General features: G+C 73.4%; 14 protein-coding genes and 1 pseudogene. 13 read left to right on the top strand and 2 right to left on the bottom strand.

The genetic code is table 11. The features are described 5' to 3' along the window. Nucleotides 1–24 precede the first annotated feature (24 nt). From NHG27_RS05165 to NHG27_RS05145, 5 genes and pseudogenes are all read left to right on the top strand, one after another. Nucleotides 25–507 (top strand): annotated as a pseudogene (locus NHG27_RS05165) (MaoC family dehydratase); the annotation flags it as partial. 260 nt (nt 508–767) lie between these two features. After that, on the top strand, nt 768–1640 hold the full coding sequence (locus NHG27_RS05160) for an HpcH/HpaI aldolase/citrate lyase family protein (RefSeq protein WP_497014979.1): 873 nt from the start codon (nt 768–770) through the stop codon (nt 1638–1640). Between the two features lie 119 nt (nt 1641–1759). Beyond that, nucleotides 1760–2437, top strand: coding sequence for a CoA transferase subunit A (locus NHG27_RS05155; RefSeq protein ID WP_497015028.1), 678 nt, complete (start codon nt 1760–1762; stop codon nt 2435–2437). Nucleotide 2438: 1 nt separating this feature from the next. Then, nucleotides 2439–3143 (top strand): 3-oxoacid CoA-transferase subunit B, encoded by a 705-nt coding sequence (locus NHG27_RS05150; RefSeq protein WP_497014978.1) that lies wholly within the window; start codon nt 2439–2441, stop codon nt 3141–3143. Next, complete coding sequence (locus NHG27_RS05145; protein WP_497014977.1) at nt 3140–4300, top strand: acetyl-CoA C-acyltransferase; 1161 nt, start codon at nt 3140–3142, stop codon at nt 4298–4300. The genes NHG27_RS05150 and NHG27_RS05145 overlap by 4 nt, the downstream gene beginning before the upstream one ends. Before the next feature lie 91 nt (nt 4301–4391). Here the strand turns inward: NHG27_RS05145 and NHG27_RS05140 are convergent, their stop codons facing one another. Continuing rightward, nucleotides 4392–7268: a lysylphosphatidylglycerol synthase transmembrane domain-containing protein gene (locus tag NHG27_RS05140; RefSeq protein WP_227748238.1), complete on the bottom strand. Its 2877-nt coding sequence runs from the start codon at nt 7266–7268 to the stop codon at nt 4392–4394. A gap of 195 nt (nt 7269–7463) precedes the next feature. Here NHG27_RS05140 and NHG27_RS05135 point away from each other — a divergent pair, with 195 nt between their 5' ends. The 5 genes from NHG27_RS05135 (at nt 7464) to NHG27_RS05115 (ending at nt 14339) form a co-directional block, all read left to right on the top strand. Continuing rightward, complete coding sequence (locus tag NHG27_RS05135; protein ID WP_497014976.1) at nt 7464–8414, top strand: HdeD family acid-resistance protein; 951 nt, start codon at nt 7464–7466, stop codon at nt 8412–8414. A gap of 252 nt (nt 8415–8666) precedes the next feature. After that, complete coding sequence (locus NHG27_RS05130; RefSeq protein WP_193719106.1) at nt 8667–10304, top strand: ABC transporter substrate-binding protein; 1638 nt, start codon at nt 8667–8669, stop codon at nt 10302–10304. A gap of 147 nt (nt 10305–10451) precedes the next feature. Continuing rightward, nucleotides 10452–11564, top strand: coding sequence for an ABC transporter permease (locus NHG27_RS05125; protein WP_193719105.1), 1113 nt, complete (start codon nt 10452–10454; stop codon nt 11562–11564). Nucleotide 11565: 1 nt separating this feature from the next. Beyond that, nucleotides 11566–12615, top strand: coding sequence for an ABC transporter permease (locus NHG27_RS05120; protein WP_497014975.1), 1050 nt, complete (start codon nt 11566–11568; stop codon nt 12613–12615). Further along, nucleotides 12612–14339 (top strand): dipeptide ABC transporter ATP-binding protein, encoded by a 1728-nt coding sequence (locus tag NHG27_RS05115; RefSeq protein ID WP_497014974.1) that lies wholly within the window; start codon nt 12612–12614, stop codon nt 14337–14339. The genes NHG27_RS05120 and NHG27_RS05115 overlap by 4 nt, the downstream gene beginning before the upstream one ends. A 114-nt stretch (nt 14340–14453) precedes the next feature. Here the strand turns inward: NHG27_RS05115 and NHG27_RS05110 are convergent, their stop codons facing one another. Next, complete coding sequence (locus tag NHG27_RS05110; RefSeq protein WP_497014973.1) at nt 14454–15329, bottom strand: CPBP family intramembrane glutamic endopeptidase; 876 nt, start codon at nt 15327–15329, stop codon at nt 14454–14456. Nucleotides 15330–15445: 116 nt separating this feature from the next. Between NHG27_RS05110 and NHG27_RS05105 the strand changes: the two genes are divergently transcribed. The 3 genes from NHG27_RS05105 to NHG27_RS05095 all read left to right on the top strand — a co-directional run bounded on the left by NHG27_RS05105 (nt 15446) and on the right by NHG27_RS05095 (nt 17856). Further along, the gene (locus NHG27_RS05105; RefSeq protein ID WP_497014972.1) at nt 15446–16591 is read left to right on the top strand and encodes a hypothetical protein; all 1146 of its coding nucleotides are present in this window, start codon (nt 15446–15448) and stop codon (nt 16589–16591) included. Between the two features lie 229 nt (nt 16592–16820). Next, nucleotides 16821–17558, top strand: coding sequence for a hypothetical protein (locus NHG27_RS05100; protein ID WP_497014971.1), 738 nt, complete (start codon nt 16821–16823; stop codon nt 17556–17558). After that, nucleotides 17551–17856 (top strand): transcriptional regulator, encoded by a 306-nt coding sequence (locus NHG27_RS05095; RefSeq protein WP_193719101.1) that lies wholly within the window; start codon nt 17551–17553, stop codon nt 17854–17856. The genes NHG27_RS05100 and NHG27_RS05095 overlap by 8 nt, the downstream gene beginning before the upstream one ends. The last annotated feature ends 48 nt before the right edge of the window (nt 17857–17904 follow it).

Here is a 17904-nt window from a genome sequence, read left to right as displayed (position 1 = left end):
ACCGACAGAGGGAAGGAGAGCAGGATGCGGGAGATCACGCAGCGCGGGCTCTACTACGACGAGCTCGAGACCGGGGTGCGCTACGTCCACAGCCCGGGTCGCACGCTCACCGAGGCGGACAACGTGCTGTTCACGACGCTCACCATGAACACGCAGTCGCTCCACCTCGACGCGGCCTGGGCCGCGGGCCAGCCGTTCGGGCAGCGGCTGGTCAACTCGATGCTCACGCTCTCGACGCTCGTCGGGGCCTCGGTCGCGCAGCTCACGCAGGGCACGATCGTCGCCAACCTCGGGTTCGCCGAGGTCGCGTTCCCCCACCCGGTGTTCCACGGCGACACCCTGTACTCCTCGACCGTGGTCCTGGAGAAGCGGCTGTCCGGCTCGCGGCCCGGGCAGGGGGTCGTGACGTTCGAGCACCGGGGGCACAACCAGGACGGCGTGCTCGTGGCGCGGGCCGTCCGGTCGACGCTCGTGTGGGCGCGGGCGGCGCACGAGGCGGCCGCCCGGTCGGCGCCCCCCGGGGCCGCGGCGGGCCCGGAGCCCCTGCCTCCCGCGGTGCCCGACGACGACGCCCACCCCGTGTGCTCGTCGGGCGGGCACCCGCGGGGAGCGTTCGCGCACGAGGCCCCCGCCACCGCACCGCACGCGTCGGGCGAGGCGACCGCGCCGGGCGCGACCGCCTCGACCGCCGCGACCGCCGCGACCACCGCCACGGGCGGGCCGGGCGCGGAGGGGCGCTCCGGCGTCGGGCCGGGGGGCGGTGCCCCGTGACGTCGTTCGACCTGGGGCCCGCGCTCCTCTTCTGCCCCGCCGACCGGCCCGACCGCTACCGCAAGGCCCTCGATCGCGCCGACGCCGTGATCCTCGACCTCGAGGACGCCGTCGCGCCCGACCGCAAGGCCGCTGCGCGCGACGCTCTGCTCGCCGAACCCCTCGACCCCGGGCGGACGATCGTGCGGGTCAACGCGGTCGGGACCCCGGAGCACGCCGCCGACCTGGTCGCGCTCGCGCGCACCGCCTACCGGACCGTCATGGTGCCCAAGGCCGACGAGCGGCTGCCGCTCGACCTGGGCGGGCTGCGCGTGGTCGCGCTGTGCGAGACCGCGGCGGGCGTGCTGGCCGCGCCCGAGCTGGCCCGACGCCCCGGCGTCGCCGCCCTCATGTGGGGGGCCGACGACCTGGTCGCGTCCCTCGGAGGGACGTCGAGCCGCTTCCCCGACGGGACGTACCGGGACGTCGCCCGCGCCGCACGGTCCGCGGTGCTGCTCGCCGCGGGAGCCGCAGGGGTCGCCGCGATCGACGCCGTGCACCTCGCGATCGAGGACCTCGACGGGCTGCGCGCCGAGGCCCTCGACGCCGCGGCCGTCGGGTTCGCCGCGACCGCGTGCATCCACCCCTCGCACGTGCCCGTGATCCGGTCCGCGTACGCGCCGCCCGCTGAGGCCGTCGCGGCGGCGCGCGCGCTGCTCGCCGCCGCCAGGGCGCACGAGGGCGTGTTCACGCACGACGGCGTCATGATCGACGGCCCCTCGCTCCGGCACGCCGAGGCCGTGCTGCGGCGTGCCCGCGCAGCCGACGACGCAGGCCACGCGGGCGAGCCCGCCCCCGAGTCCCTCCGCACAGGAAGCAGGCAGACATGACGACCGACCGGTTCGGACAGGACGGCGGGGGACCGGCCGCCGCGGCGACCCCGCGCCCGCCCGGGGTCCAGCACCACCACGACGCCGCGAGCGCGCTCGACGGCCTGCTCCGCGACGGCATGACGATCGCGGTCGGCGGGTTCGGGCTGTGCGGCATCCCGTCGGACCTCATCGAGGCCGTGCGCGACTCGGGCGTGCGCGGGCTGACCGTGGTGTCCAACAACATGGGCGTCGACGGCAAGGGGCTCGGGCTGCTGCTCGAGAGCGACCAGGTCGACAAGGTCCTGTCGTCGTACGTGGGCGAGAACAAGCTGTTCGCGCAGCGGTACCTCGACGGCGACCTCGAGGTCGAGTTCGTGCCGCAGGGCACGCTCGCCGAACGGCTGCGCGCGGGCGGCGCGGGCATCCCCGCGTTCTACACCGCCACGGGCGTCGGGACCCCGGTCGCGGAGGGCAAGCCCGTCGAGGAGTTCGACGGGCGGCGCTACGTCCTGGAGCGCGGCATCGTCGCCGACCTCGCCCTGGTGCACGCGCACCGGGCCGACGCCTACGGCAACCTCACGTACCGGTTCACCGCCCGGAACTTCAACCCCCTCGTCGCGACGGCCGGTCGCGTCACGGTCGTCGAGGCCGAGATCCTGACCGCCGCCCCCCTCGACCCCGACGTCGTCGTCACGCCCGGGATCTTCGTCGACCGGGTCGTGCCCGCGCGGCCACGCGTCAAGGACGTCGAGCAGCGCACGGTACGCCCGCGTGGCGCGGCCACCGCCGCGGCGACCGCAGGACAGGAGGCCTGAGATGCCCTGGGACCGGGACCAGATGGCCGCGATCGCCGCGGCCGAGCTGCGCGACGGCGACTACGTCAACCTCGGGATCGGTATCCCGACGCTCGTCGCGAACCACCTGCCGCCCGGCGTCTCGATCACGCTGCAGAGCGAGAACGGGATGCTGGGGATCGGCCCGTTCCCGGTCGAGGGCGAGGAGGACGCCGACCTGATCAACGCGGGCAAGCAGACCGTCACGGCCCTGCCGGGCGCGAGCTACTTCGACTCCGCGACGTCGTTCGCCATGATCCGGGGCGGGCACGTCGACATCGCGATCCTCGGAGCCCTGGAGGTCTCCGAGACGGGCGACCTGGCCAACTGGACCGTGCCGGGGAAGCTCGTCAAGGGCATGGGCGGGGCCATGGACCTCGTCGCGGGAACGCCCCGGATCGTGGTGCTCATGGACCACGTGGCACGCGACGGGTCGCCCAAGCTCCGGCGCACGTGCGGGCTGCCGCTCACGGGCGAGGCCGTCGTGGACCGGATCATCACCGACCGTGCGGTTTTCGACGTCGTCCCCGGCCTCGCCGGGACCGGCACCCCGCGCCGCCACCTCGTGCTCCGCGCGGTCGCCCCCGGCGTGACCCTCGACGAGGTGCGCGCCGCGACCGAGGCGGGCTACGCCGTCGGGCTGGAGGACGCCGGGGCCGCCGCCCCGGCAGGACAGGAGGAGTCATGACCGTCATCGCCGGATACGCGCGCACGCCCTTCGTGCGGTTCGACGGCGCCTTCGCGACCGTCCCCGCCGCGGTCCTCGGGGCCCACGCGCTGAGTGCGGCGCTCGCGGACGCGGGGATCGGGCCCGACGACGTGCAGATGGTCCTCGCCGGCCAGGTGCTCCAGGCCGGGGCGGGCCAGAACCCCGCACGGCAGGCCGCCGTCGGGGCGGGCGTGCCGTACACGGTGCCCGCGATGACGCTCAACGCCGTGTGCCTGTCCGGCATGGAGGCCGTGGTGCAGGCGCACCGGCTCGTCACCGCGGGCGAGGCGCAGGTCGTGGTGGCCGTGGGGCAGGAGTCCATGAGCCTCGCGCCGCACGCGTGGGTCGGGTCCCGTGCGGGCCGGAAGCTCGGCGACGTGACCCTCGTCGACACGCTCGCGCACGACGGGCTGCGTGACGCGTTCGAGCAGGACTCGATGGGCCTCAGCACCGAGCGGCACGGCGAGGGGCTCGCGATCAGCCGTGAGGCGCAGGACGCGTTCGCCGCGTCGTCGCACGCCCGCGCCGCCGCCGCGGCCGACTTCCTCCGGGGCGAGATCGCGCCGTTCCAGGTGCCCGGGCGGGGTGGGAGGCTCGTCGAGGCCGACGACGGCGTGCGCCCCGACACCACGGTCGAGGGCCTGGCACGGTTGCGCCCCGCCTTCCGCGAGGACGGCACCATCACGGCCGGGAACGCCTCGCAGATCTCCGACGGCGCCGCAGCACTGGTGCTCGTGAGCGACGAGGAGGCCGCACGGCGCGGACTGGCGGGTGCCCGCATCCTGGGGCACGCCCTCGTCGCAGGACCGGACGTCTCGCTGCACGCGCAGCCCGCCAACGCGATCCTCGCGGCCTGCGCGCGGGCCGGGCTCGGCGTCGACGAGCTGTCCGCGATCGAGATCAACGAGGCGTTCGCCGCGGTGGCCCTCGCGTCCGTGGACGCGCTGGGCGTCGACCCCGCGATCGTCGACGCCCACGGGGGCGCCATCGCGCTCGGCCACCCCATCGGGGCGTCCGGGGCGCGGATCGTCGGGCACCTGGCTCGGCGGCTCGCGGCCCTCGGCGACGAGGCCGTGGGGGCGGCGGCGCTGTGCGGCGGCGGCGGGCAGGGCTCGGCCGTGGTGCTGCGCGCGTAGGGCCGACGACTGCGGCGGGTGCGGGCCTCCGGGACCGGGGGGCCCGACGCTCAGGCGTGCCTGGCCGGGGGCCGGCTGAGGGGAGGGCGCGCTACAGGTCGCCCTTGCGCTGCAGGTACCGCATCGCGGCCCAGCCGATCGGGATGCGCGCCCAGTACGTCGCGACGCGGAAGAGGATCGTGGCCGAGGTGGCGAGCGGGCTCGAGACGCCGGCGGTCGTGAGCCCCAGGATGAGGGCGGTCTCGATCGCGCCCAGGCCACCGGGGGTGGGGACCGCAGCACCTGCCGCGTTGCCGACCAGGTAGATCACGGCGACCTCGATGAGGGTCAGGTTCACCCCGAACGCCGCGAGCGCTGCGTCGAAGGCCAGCACGTAGCCCAGCGTCATGACGATGTTGCCGCCGACGCCCACCGCGAGGCGGCCCGGCTGGCTCAGCATCTCGGACAGGCGGGGCCACACCTGCTGGAGCATCGGGCGGAGCTTCGCGACCGCCCACCGGCGCACGGCCGGGACGAGGAGCGTCGCGACCACGGCCAGGGCCACCCCGGTGATCGCGATCAGGACCGTCGTCGAGGGCAGGTTGACCAGGCCGCCCGAGCCGGTCGAGACCGACAGGATCGCCAGCAGGAGGATCGTCACGACGAACTGCGACACCTGGACCAGGGCCACGGTCGCGACCGCCATGGGCGTCGAGACGCCGCGCTTGGTCAGCATCCGCAGGTTGAGCGCCGCCGGGCCGATCCCCGCGGGGGCCGCGAGGGCCACGAACGAGCCCGCCATCTGGGTCAGCGTCGCCCGCACCATGGGGAGGTTCACGGGCGAGAAGGCCACGAAGGTCAGGGCCGCGCCGAACCAGGTCAGGACGCCCAGGGCGAACGAGACGACGGCCCACCAGGGGTTCGCCGAGCTCACGGCCTCGGCGATCTCCTGGAAGTTGATCGTCGTGACGACCACGGTCACCGCGACGATCGTCAGGGTCAGCGTGATGATCGTCCGGGCGCCGAATCGCGTGATGCGCTGGGGCTCGACGTCGGTCTCCGGCAGGCGCTCGACGAGCGCTGCGCGCAGGTCCTTGAAGAGCTCCTTGTTGGCGCGCATCTCCTCGCGCGTGCTCACGGGCAGCGCGATCGACTGGAGCAGGGGGCCGATCGCCGCGATGTCCTCGTTGGGCAGCACGCTCACGGCCGAGGCCACGGCGCGCTGGGCGCCCACGCGCAGCGCCAGCAGCGCGACCATCTGTGTGAGGTCCATGCGGCGCGAGAGCTCGGAGGACGCGATGTCGCCCTGCTCCCAGCCGGTCAGCCAGACCTTGACCTCGGAGTCGTCGGGGCCGACCGCCGGGTCGTCGGGGTCCGCGGGCGCGGTGGACCCCTCGGCGGTGCCCGCACCCGGACCGGTCCCGGCGGGGTGGGTCGCGGCGCCGCCGGGCTCGCCCCGGCTGACGAGCATGACGTCGGAGGTGAGCGCCCGGTGCGAGAGCCCGGCGTCGTGCGCGAGCTGGATCTGGTGCCACGCCTCGGTGAGGACGGCGTCGGTGACCTCGTCGTCGGGCAGGTCGCGCAGCGACACGGCGCCCACGGCGTGCTCCTGGACGAGGATCATCGAGTCGTCGGCCTCGGCCACGCCGAGCAGCCGCGGCGTGCGGACGCCGGCCGCGCGGGCGGCATAGGCGAGGAGGGCTGTGCGCTCGGCGACGGCCTTGAGCGAGATCGCGGCGCGGCCCTCGATGCCGCGCAGCCGGAGCGAGCGCCAGAACCGGGTGATGACACCCACGACCTGCCGGTCGCCGTCGAGCACCACGACGTCGCGGCGCACGCCGTCCTCGGTGAACATCGCGTAGACGCGGTTGTCGCCGGACCGGGTGAGGGCGATCGCGGCGGGGTCCGACGGGGCCTCGGCGGGCTCGCGGACGCCCTCGCCGAGCGCTCCGGACAGGTGGTCGCCCGCGATCCGCGCGTCGGCGGTCAGGGCCGAGTCCTCGTCGGACCCGGCGATGCGGACCACGCCGACGTGCACCTCGCCCGTGATCTCGCCCTCGGCGTTGACCTCGGTGATGGGGTCCTCGGCGGCCTCGGCGAGCTCGGCCGGCTGGGACACGTCGCGCACGCGCACGAGCGCGGTGGGCGAGTAGCCGGCACGTCGTACGCCGTCGACCAGGTGGGGACCGTACGCGCGCTCGCTGCGCACGCCGGACACCCAGCGCACGGTGTTGCCCGCGATGCGGCCCAGCAGGAGGGTGATGATCACGCCGGGCAGCGAGACCTGGGCCGTGATGAGGACGACGCCGAGCGCGACGAACAGCAGGTTCCAGGACCAGGCGACCGTCCGGCGCCGGGTGCGGGGACCCGCTGCGGTCAGGAGCCCGCTGATCGCGGCGACGTACCAGGGGATGCTGATGGCCCAGACGCCCTGCTTGCGGACCGAGAGCCCCTGGATGAGGTCGTCGGACCCGAACGTCAGCACCGAGAAGGTGAGGGCGATGCCGAGCAGCATGCCGACGGCTGCCGCGGCGATCGACTCGACGACCTGGCGGCCGAGCTTGCGGATGCCGAGCTCGATGAGGACGGCAGTGGGGATCACGAGGGTCACGAGCCCCTCGAGGACCGCGACGGGGATGATGAGGATCGTGGCGAGGAGGTCGGAGAACCCCTGGACGTCCTCGGCGACGCCCGCGGTGGTGCCGTGCGCGTAGACCGACATGAACATGACGAGCGCGATGCCCAGTGCGCACAGCACGATCCCGACGAGGTCGCTGGGGTGGCGGACGCGCGACTCGGGGGTGTCGACGATCCGGACGGTCGGGTCGGTCCCGTCGCCCACGGGGCGCGGGGTCGTGAGGAACGCCCGGAGGGATCGGGGGTCGGGCGCGGCGGGCTCGGTGCGGCCGCGGGCACCGACCTCGTGGACCTGAGGGCCTGGCTCCGCCGCCGCCGCGGGTCCGGCTGGGTCGTGAGCGCGCGCGGGCATGCTTGCGAGTCTAGGGCGGGAGGTCCCGGGAGGCGCGGTATTTCGCCACTTTCGACGGGTGATTTGCCCGCTTGGTCCTGGTGTTCGGCGCCCTTCGGCGCGCGAGTGTGACCAACCTCCAGCACCATGAACCGCAGGCAGCGCTCCCACGCCGGGTCGCCCCGGCAGAGCGCACGACGCGGACGGCGGTGGCTCGTGGCACGGAGCAAGGCACGGAGCAAGGCACGGAGCGAGGACGCGGCGGGCCTCCCGGAGCAGCCCCACGCGTTCAAGAACGTCTGGTGGCTCCCGGTCGTGCGGGGCGTCGCCCTGGTGGTCCTGGGGCTGCTGCTCATGATCCAGCCGCTCGAGCAGCTCGAGACGCTGCGATGGGTGTTCGGCGCGTTCCTCGTGGTGGACGCGGTGCTCGTCGCGGCCCAGGGGCTGGCGCACCGCCGGCAGGTGGGGTGGCGGTGGTGGCTCGCGCAGGCGGTCGTCGACGTCCTGTTCGCGCTCGCGGTGACGTTCTGGCCGGACCTGAGCGTGGTCGCGCTCTACTACGTCCTGGTCGTGTGGGTCCTGGTGCTGGGGGTCACGGCGATCGTCGGGGCGGCGGGCCTGGTGCGCAACCGCGACCTGGGGTGGTCGTGGATGCTCACGTTCGGGATCGTGTCGGCGCTGTTCGGCCTGCTGCTCGTGACGCGCCCGGTCGACGCCGGAGACGTCCTGAGCCTGACGGTCGTGGTGTTCGGGCTGTACGCGTTCGTCGCGGGGGCGATCCACGTGGTCTCGGGCTTCGGGGTGCGGTCGGTCGCGCGCGAGCTCGCGGACCTGCGGGCCCGGGCGGTCGCGGCGGGGGTGGTCGTGACGGGAGGGTCGGTGCTGGGGGCGGGGCCGTCGGCACCGGTGGTCGCGGAGGCCGCGGCAGCGCCCGCCCCGGTCGGGGGAGGTCAGGCGGGCCCGACGGCGGAGATCACCCCGGGCGGCGAGGTCCAGGTCGGCGAGGTCCCGGGCGCAGCGGCGCCGGGGGAGGCGGCCCCGGGGGAGGCGGCCCCGGGGGAGGCGGCCGAGACGGGAGGCGTGGCCGCGCGTGACGTCGCGCCCGAGGAGGTGACCCGGCCGCCCGAGCCGGGGTCCGACGTCGGGCAGGGGACGTCCGGTCGGTGAGCGGCCCGCTCCGAACAGGGCGTGACGCACCGGAACGTACTCCTGGGTAACTTCACCCTGTGATCCGTCTCACCATGTGGAGGCGGGAGTTACGACCCGGTAACAACATGACCGGAACCGCACCATCTCGCCCTTCGGGGGTGCTTGACCGAAACAATGATGTGTTAGACATCACGCACCTTGGTCACAGTGCCAGGCCGTGGGAGCGCCACCGCGCCCCTGCCCCAGGACCCCGAAGAAGAGGTGTGACGGATGACGACCGTTTCCAGGAAGCGGCTCCTCGCCGCAACGGCGGGCCTCGCCGTCGTGACGTTCACGCTCACGGCGTGCGGCGACGGCGGCAACGACGACGGCGGCGGCAACGCGAGCGCGGGCGGCGCGCTCACCATCGGCACGACCGACAAGGTCACGACGCTCGACCCGGCCGGCTCGTACGACAACGGGTCCTTCGCGGTCATGAACCAGGTGTACCCGTTCCTCCTGAACACCCCGTACGGCAGCCCCGACGTCGAGCCCGACATCGCGGAGTCGGCCGAGTTCACCGCGCCCACCGAGTACACCGTCAAGCTCAAGCCCGGCCTGACGTTCGCCAACGGCAACGAGCTCACGTCCTCGGACGTGAAGTTCACGTTCGACCGGCAGGTCGCGATCAACGACGAGAACGGCCCCTCGTCGCTGCTCTACAACCTGGCCAGCGTCGCCGCGCCCGACGACACGACCGTCGTCTTCACGCTCAAGTCGCCCGACGACCAGGTCTTCCCGCAGATCCTGTCGAGCCCCGCCGGCCCCATCGTCGACGAGGAGGTCTTCGCGGCGGACGCCCTGACGCCCGACACCGAGATCGTCGCCGGCAAGGCGTTCGCGGGCCAGTACTCGATCGCGAGCTACGACTTCAACAACCTCGTGTCCTACGAGGCCTTCGCCGACTACCAGGGCGTCCTCGGCCCGGCCGCGACCGCCAAGGTCAACACCAAGTACTACGCCGACGCGTCCAACCTGAAGCTGGACATCCAGGAGGGCAACATCGACGTCGCCTTCCGCAGCCTGTCCGCGACCGACATCGACGACCTCCGGGGCAACGACAAGGTCAAGGTCGTCGACGGCCCGGGCGGCGAGATCCGCTACATCACGTTCAACTTCGACTCCCAGCCGTACGGCGCGAAGGCCGAGGGGGCGGACCCTGCCAAGGCGCTCGCCGTGCGCCAGGCCGTCGCAGACCTGATCGACCGCGACGCCATCGCGACCCAGGTCTACAAGGGCACCTACACGCCGCTGTACTCGTACGTCCCCGCGGGCCTGACCGGCGCGGTCGAGCCCCTCAAGGAGCAGTACGGCGACGGCCAGGGCGGTGCCGACGCCGACGCGGCCAAGGCGCGCCTCGAGGCCGCGGGGGTCACGGTCCCCGTGGCGCTCGACCTGCAGTACAGCAACGACCACTACGGTCCGTCGTCGGGCGAGGAGTACGCGCTCATCAAGGACCAGCTCGAGGAGAGCGGCCTGTTCGCGGTCAACCTGCAGACCACCGAGTGGGTCCAGTACTCCAAGGACCGCACGGCCGACGTCTACCCCGCCTACCAGCTCGGCTGGTTCCCGGACTACTCCGACGCCGACAACTACCTGACGCCGTTCTTCCTCCAGGAGAACTTCCTCGCGAACCACTACTCCGACCAGGAGGTCAACGACCTGATCCTCCAGCAGGCCGCCACGCCCGACGCGGCAGCCCGCACGGCCCTCATCGAGGAGATCCAGACCAAGGTCGCCGAGGACCTCTCGACCGTGCCGTACCTCCAGGGTGCGCAGGTCGCGGTCGTCGGAACGGGCGTCGAAGGGACCGAGGACACGCTCGACGCGTCCTTCAAGTTCCGCTACGGAGCCCTCTCCAAGGGCTGACCCCACAGCGCTCGGGGTGGTCCGGCCGACGGCGTCCGGCCCGCCCCGAGCACTCTCGCCGGGGCTCCCGTCACGGGAGCCCCGGGCCCGCGCAGCAGGACCGCAGGCCACCGAGCAGCGCGGCTCGGACCACGACGAACGGACGACATGACCACGACGACCGACCAGGTGACCACGGCCGACCCGCCGGGCACCGGGACCTCCCGCTCCACACCCCCGCGGAAGAAGACGTCCGGAGGAGGTGGGCTGGGGCGGTACGTCCTGGTCCGGTTCCTCCTCATCATCCCGACCGTCTTCATCCTCGTGACGACCGTGTTCGTCGTCATGCGATCGACGGGCGACCCCATCACGGCCGCGCTCGGCGGGCGCCTGCGGGCGGACCAGCTCGCCGAGCGCATCCACGAGGCCGGGTACGACCGTCCGCTCGTCGTCCAGTACCTCGAGTACCTGGGCGGGATCGTGCGCGGCGACTTCGGGACCACGATCAGCGACAACCGTCCGGTGTCCGAGGTCCTGACGACCTACGGCGCCGCGACGCTCGAGCTCGCGGTCTACGCGCTGATCATCGCGTTCCTGGTCGGCGTGCCGCTCGGGCTCGTCGCGGCGCACCACCGGGACCGGATCCCCGACGCCGTCCTGCGCATCTTCGCGATCCTCTGCTACGCGACGCCCGTGTTCTTCGCGGGCCTCCTGCTCAAGCTCGTCTTCTCGGTCGGTCTCGGGTGGTTCCCCGTCGCGGGCCGAGCGTCCACGGGCGCCGAGCTGCAGATGATGGCGCTGCCCGACCCGTCGGGCTTCTACGTCGTCGACGCGATCCGCACGGGCGACCCCGCGGTCCTGGGCGACGTGCTCCTGCACGCCGTCCTGCCGGGCGTGGCGCTGGGCCTGCTGACGGCGGGGGTGTTCCTGCGCCTCGTGCGCACCAACGTGATCGGCACGCTCGCGACCGACTACGTCGACGCGGCCCGCTCGCGCGGCGTCTCCGAGGGCCGGCTCGTCCGCACGCACGCGTGGCGTCCAGCCCTCATCCCGATCATCACGGTCATGGGCATGCAGATCGCGATGCTCCTGGCCGGGGCCGTCCTCACGGAGACCACGTTCGAGTGGAAGGGCCTGGGGTTCATGCTCGCGCAGTACCTCCAGGCCCGTGACTTCGTCGCGGTCCAGGGGATCGTCGTCCTGCTGGCCGTGATCGTCGCGGTCACGAACTTCCTCGTGGACGTCCTCGCGGCGCTCATCGACCCGAGGGTGAGGTACTGACATGGCCCGCCGACTCTCCTGGGGCCGCCTGCCCGTCGTCCACCAGCTCCGGCAGAGCGTGGGCCTGCAGCGCGGCATGCTCGTCGCGGGCCTGGTCGTCACGGCGATCTTCCTGCTCACCGCGATCGCCGCGCCGTGGCTCGCGCCGTACGGCTTCAGCCAGCTCCGCGCGGACGGTGTCCTGTTCGGGGCGCAGCAGCCGCCGTCGGCCGAGCACCTGCTCGGCACGACCGTGGGCGGGTACGACGTCCTGTCGCGCGTGATCTGGGGCGCGCGGACCGCCGCCCTGGTGATCGTGGTCGCGATCGCGGCGTCGATCGTGGTCGGGGTCCTGCTGGGCCTGGTCTCGGGGTACTTCGGGGGCTGGCTCGACCGCGTCCTCGTCGTCGTGTGCGACGCGATCTACGCGTTCCCGTCGCTGCTCCTCGCGATCCTGCTGGCGATCGTCATCAGCGGCGGCCAGTCTGACCTGTGGGGTGGCATCCTCGCCGCCGCGTTCTCGATCACGGTCGTGTTCATCCCACAGTACTTCCGCGTGATCCGCGCGGAGACGGTGCGGATCAAGGCCGAGGCGTTCATCGACTCGGCGCGCGTGATCGGGACGCCGCACCGCCGCATCATGGGCCGGCACGTCCTGCGCAACGCGACGCGCACCCTCCCGCTCATCGTGACGCTCAACGCGTCGGAGGCGATCCTCACGCTCGCGGGGCTCGGCTTCCTGGGCTTCGGCATCGAGCCGACGGCCGCGGCCGAGTGGGGCTACGACCTCAACAAGTCGTTGTCCGACGTGACGAGCGGCATCTGGTGGACCGCGCTCTTCCCCGGCCTCGCGATCGTGCTCGCGGTCCTGGGCATCACGCTCGTGGGCGAGAGCCTCAACGACCTGGCGGACCCGCGCCTGCGCAGCCGCCGGGCGGCCGCGGTCGGTGCGGGCGAGGTCGCGGAGACGTCGGTCGTGCCGGGCGGTGCGCTGACGGCCGGCCCCGCGGGGCTGGGCGGTCTGGAAGGTTCGGGGACGCTGGGCGACGAGGGAATCGAGGTGCGCCCGTGAGCGCGCAGGCACCAACCACCGGCCCGACGGCGTCGCGCGCCTCGGGTGCGGTCGTCACCGTCCGGGACCTCACGGTCTCGTTCGCGACCGACGCCGGACCGATCCTCGCCGTCGACGGCGTGGACCTCGAGGTGGCCCCGGGCGAGGTGCTCGCGGTCGTCGGCGAGAGCGGCAGCGGCAAGACCGTGACCGCCAAGACGATCCTCGGCCTGCTCCCGGAGACCGCGACGGCGCGTGGCGCCGTCGTGCTCGCGAACAAGGCGGGGACGAGCGAGTCCGACGTCGTGAGCCTGAGCCGCTCCCAGCTGCGGGCCGTGCGCGGCACGGACGTGGCGATGGTCTTCCAGGAGCCGTCGGCAGCGCTCAACCCGGTCTTCACCGTGGGGTGGCAGATCGTCGAGGGGCTGCGGGCGCACCGGCGCGTGCGGCGCGCCGAGGGGCGGGAGCAGGCGATCGACGTGCTGCGCCGGGTCGGCATCCCCGACCCCGAGACGGCTGTGGACAAGTACCCGCACCAGTTCTCCGGCGGGCAGAAGCAGCGCGTGGTGATCGCGATGGCGCTCGCGCTCGACCCCGGGCTGATCGTCGCCGACGAGCCGACGACCGCGCTCGACGTGACCGTGCAGGCCGAGATCCTGGACCTCCTGCGGCGCTGCCGCGACGAGTTCGGGACGGCGATCGTCCTCATCACGCACAACATGGGCGTGGTCGCGGACCTCGCGGACCGCGTGGCCGTGATGTACCAGGGCAAGGTCGTCGAGCAGGCCGACGTCCGGACGCTGTTCGCGGACCCGCAGGCCGAGTACACGCGCACCCTCCTCGCGGCCGTGCCCCGCGTCGGTGGCGGCGTGGCCAACGCGGCCGCCCGCGTCGAGGCGCGTGCCGAGGGGTGGGCCGAGGGCGCGCCCGTGGTCGTGGCCCAGGGGCTGCGGATCGAGTACCCGGGCCGGTTCCGCAAGCCCGCGTTCCTCGCGGTCGACGACGTCGACCTGACGATCCGCCCCGGCGAGGTGCTGGGGCTCGTGGGGGAGTCGGGCAGCGGCAAGACGACCATCGGCCGGGCGATCGGCGGTCTCACGCCCGTCACGGGCGGGTCGCTCTCGGTGCTCGGCGTGGAGATGTGCGGTGCGCGCGAGCGTGCCGTGCGGCCCGTGCGGCCGCGCATCGGGTTCGTGTTCCAGGATCCCGCGTCGAGCTTCAACCCGCTCCTCACGATCGCCGAGTGCGTGGCCGAGCCGCTCGTGGTGCACGGCCGGGCCGGTGACGCGGCGGACGCGCGCGGCCGGGTCGACGAGCTGCTCGAGTCGGTCCAGCTCCCGCGCTCGTACGGCGACCGGTACCCGCACGAGCTCAGCGGCGGGCAGCGTCAGCGCGCGAGCCTCGCCCGGGCGCTCGCGCTCGACCCCGAGCTGCTGGTAGCGGACGAGCCGACGTCGGCGCTCGACGTGTCCGTGCAGGCGCGCGTGCTCGAGCTGTTCGCCGAGCTCCAGCGAGAGCTGGGGTTCGCGTGCCTGTTCATCAGTCACGACCTCGCGGTCGTGGACCTGCTCGCGGACCGGATCGCGGTGCTCTACCGGGGCCGGCTCGTCGAGGAGGGGACGTCGGCCGAGGTCCTCGGGGCGCCGCGGCACACGTACACCAAGCAGCTCCTGGCGTCGCTGCCCGTGCCGGACCCGGTGCTCCAGGCCGAGCGCCGGGAGGAGCTGCGGGCGCTGCGGGTCTGAGGGCCCGCGCGCCCGCGCGCCCGCGCGCTGAGTGCGGAGCAGTTGCTGCCGAACAGGAGTTCTGACGACAACTGCTCCGCACTCGGCGGCGCGTGGGTGGCCTGGCGGCGGCGGTCAGCCGACGCCCAGCGCCTCGAGCCACTCGCGCGGCAGCAGGGCATAACCCACGAACGCGACCACGTCGAGGAGCGTGTGGGCGATCACGAGCGGCACGACCCGGTGCCGCCCCCACCTGCTCGTGTAGAACCACGAGAACACGACGCCCATGACGACGTTCCCGATGAACGGTCCGATGCCCTGGTACAGGTGGTACGAGCCGCGCAGCAGCGAGCTCCACACGACGAACTTCACGCGTCCCCAGCCCAGGTCCTTGGTGCGCTCGAACAGGTACGCGACCGCGATGACCTCCTCGAGCAGCCCGTTCTGGAGGGCCGCGAGGATCAGGATCGGCACCGTCCACCAGTAGTCGGCGAGGTTGGCGGGGTTGACCTGGACCGTGATCCCCAGCGCACGGCCGGCCACGTACAGCGCGAGCCCGGGGATGCCGATGACCGCGGCGAGCGCGAACCCCCAGCCCGTGTCGCGCCACGGCCGGCTGCCGTCGAGCCCGATCGCCCGGGTGGCCGACCGGCCGCGCGCCGAGAGCAGGTAGAGCGCGAGCGCGACCGGCACGAGCGCGAAGCCGATGCTGAGGATCTGGTAGGTCAGGTCGAGGTAGGGGCGGGGTGACTGGCTGTTGTTGATGCTCGCGCTCTGCTCGGCGAGCGGGGTGCCCTCGGTCAGCCGCGCGACGATGTTGACGACCGCGTACACGCCCGAGCGCCCCAGGCTCAGGCCCAGCAGGATCCAGATCTCGGCACCGATGCGCCGGCGGGTCTCGGGGCGGTCGGCCGTCGTCGGGGCCCAGCGCGAGCGCCTGCCGTCGGCCGACGCTCCGGGGGTGGTGTCTGTGCCGGCGGCCGTGCCGGGCGGGCCGGGGGGAATGGTCACCTCGTCGTTATAGCACCGGTTGATGCCGACTGCCGCACGGTCTTCACAGAATCCTCGTCGGCTGGTCAAGGGGCGTCCGAGCGGCCTGCAGACGACCTTCCTACCCTGGAAGGACCGTGACTTCTCAGACTCCTCCCTCCATCCGCCCGACCGCCCCGGACGCCTCGGCGTCGAACGACCCCGACGACGACCTCGACGAGAAGCCGCCAGGCCTCTCCGTCACGCAGGTCGTCGCGAGCGCGCTCGCCGCCGTGAGCTCGACGGTCCTGCTGTCGTACCTGGGGGTCGCCGGGACGATCATCGGTGCGGGCGTCGCCTCGGTCCTGACGGTCGTCGGGAACAACCTCTACACGCGCTCGATCCTCAAGACGCGGCGCCAGATGAAGGCTGCGCTGCAGGCGGGCGTGGTGCTGCCGGTGGGCAAGAACGGGCGCAAGGTCCTGCGGCCGACGCTCGCGCCGTCCCGGTCGACGGGCGGCTCGTCGGGCTCCGACGGGGACGGGCGGACCGACGACACCCTCGAGAGCACCGCGGTCCTGCCCGCGGTCGACGGCACGCACGACCCGGACAGCACCGTGGTCCTGGACCCGACGGACCTCGACGGCACGCCGCTGGGCGACCTGCACACCGCGGCGGCCGACGGGCCCGACGTCGTCGCGGACGGTGGGCAGGACGGCGACGGCCCGGACGAGGGTGCGGACGGCGACGAGGCGGACGGTGCGACCTCGCGTCGCCCGAGCCGCAAGACCTTGATCCTGTCGGCCGTCGGCGTCTTCGCGGTGATCCTGCTGGGCGTGACCCTGGTCGAGGTGATCGCGGGGCGCCCCCTGAGCGAGATCCTGCGCGGCGAGGAGGGCTCGGGCACGTCGATCAGCCACGTCGTCTCGCGAGCGCCCGCGTCGACCGACGACACGACGGGGGACACGACGGGCGACACGACGGGCGACACCTCGACCGACTCGCCGGGCACGGGCAGCACGCCCGCTCCGAGCGAGTCCGTGCCGGCCCCGGCCCCGAGCGACCCCGCGACCACGGTCCCGGACCCCGAGCCGACCGCGCCGGTGTCCCCCGAGCCGAACCCGACGCCGGGGACCGGTGAGGAGTCGGGCGGCACCGGTTCCGGTGCGGGGACGGACGGCTCGGGCGCGGGCTCCGGCTCGGGAGTCACCGACCTCGAGGAGCTGCCCGGTACGGGAACCGGCAGCGGCACGGGTGCCGAGAGCCTGCCGGGCGGCGTCTCGGGGGCGGGGACCGCGCACTAGGCCTGGGCTCCGGCACCCCGGGTTCGGCGCTGCTCCTGACGGTGCCCCCGGTGCGACGCGCCCCACGACACGAGAGGCGTCCTCTGCGGAGGGCGCCTCTCGTCGTCTGCCCGGCCATGTCTGCCTGGCCGCGCCCGTCCGACGGATCCCGGTCCACCCCTTGCGCAGACCCCGCTCCTGCTGTCAGGCTACAAAGTAGTTTGCAGTACAAACCTCAGGAGGAGCCGCCGTGCCCGCCCAGACGCCCGACCAGACCGCCGGACCCACCCAGGGGTCCGACGACGACCTGCCGCTCGACCCTGCCGAGAGCCTGCGACTCATCGCGGCCCAGCAGGAGAAGGTCAAGGACGTCGAGCCCGACGGCCGCGTCCTCTACGGGGTCTGGGGGCTGGCATGGGGGCTGGGCTACACGACGCTCTACGCGAGCTCGCTGCGCACGGCGGACGCAGCAGCGACGGTGACCGGAGCGGCCGGGGCGGGCGGCGCCGTCGGGCAGCCCGAGCCCTGGGCCTTCCTCGCCTTCACGTTCCTCATCGTCTCGGCGGTGGCGGTCACGATCGTGCACGTCCTGACCCGCACCAGCGGGCTGCGCGGCACGGGTGCCCGCTCGGGCGCGCTCTACGGCTGGGCCTGGTTCATCTCGTTCGCAGCCATGAGCATGGTCCTCGCCGGCCTCGCCCGTGCGGACGCGAACCCCGAGGTCATGGCGCTCGCGAGCAACTCCCTGTCGTGCCTGGTCGTCGGGATCATGTACCTCGCGGGCGGGGCCATGTGGCAGGAGAGCCGCCTGTACGTCCTGGGCGTGTGGATCCTGATCGTCGCCGGAGCCGCGACGATCGTGGGCCTCCCGGGCCTCTACCTCGTCATGGCTGCCGCAGGGGGAGGCGGGTTCCTGCTCATGACCCTCGTCGAGCAGGTCCTGCGCGTGCGGACCCGCCGCCGGATCGCGGGAGACGTCCGTGCCTGACGTCGAGCTCGACCCGGTCATCCACGCCCAGTCGCGGCTGCGCGTCGTCGCGACCCTCGCGGCCCTCGGCACGGGCGACCAGATCGCCTTCCCCCGCCTCCGCAAGCTCCTCGACATGACGGCGGGCAACCTCTCGACGCACCTGCGCAAGCTCGAGGACGCCGGGTACGTGACCGTCACCAAGACGCACGAGGGCCGCACCCCGGCCACCTACATCAGCCTGACCCCTCGCGGGCGACGCGCCTTCGAGGTCTACACCGAGTCCCTGAGCATGCTCCTGAGAGGAGCCGGATCGTGACCAGCCAGCAAGCCGACGCCGCAGAGGGCGCCCGCGGGGAGCCCTCAA

It is taken from the genome of Oerskovia sp. 140933 (assembly GCF_059651515.1).
Note: the sequence above shows the minus strand (reverse complement) of the source record. Positions and strands in the feature narration are given on the sequence as shown.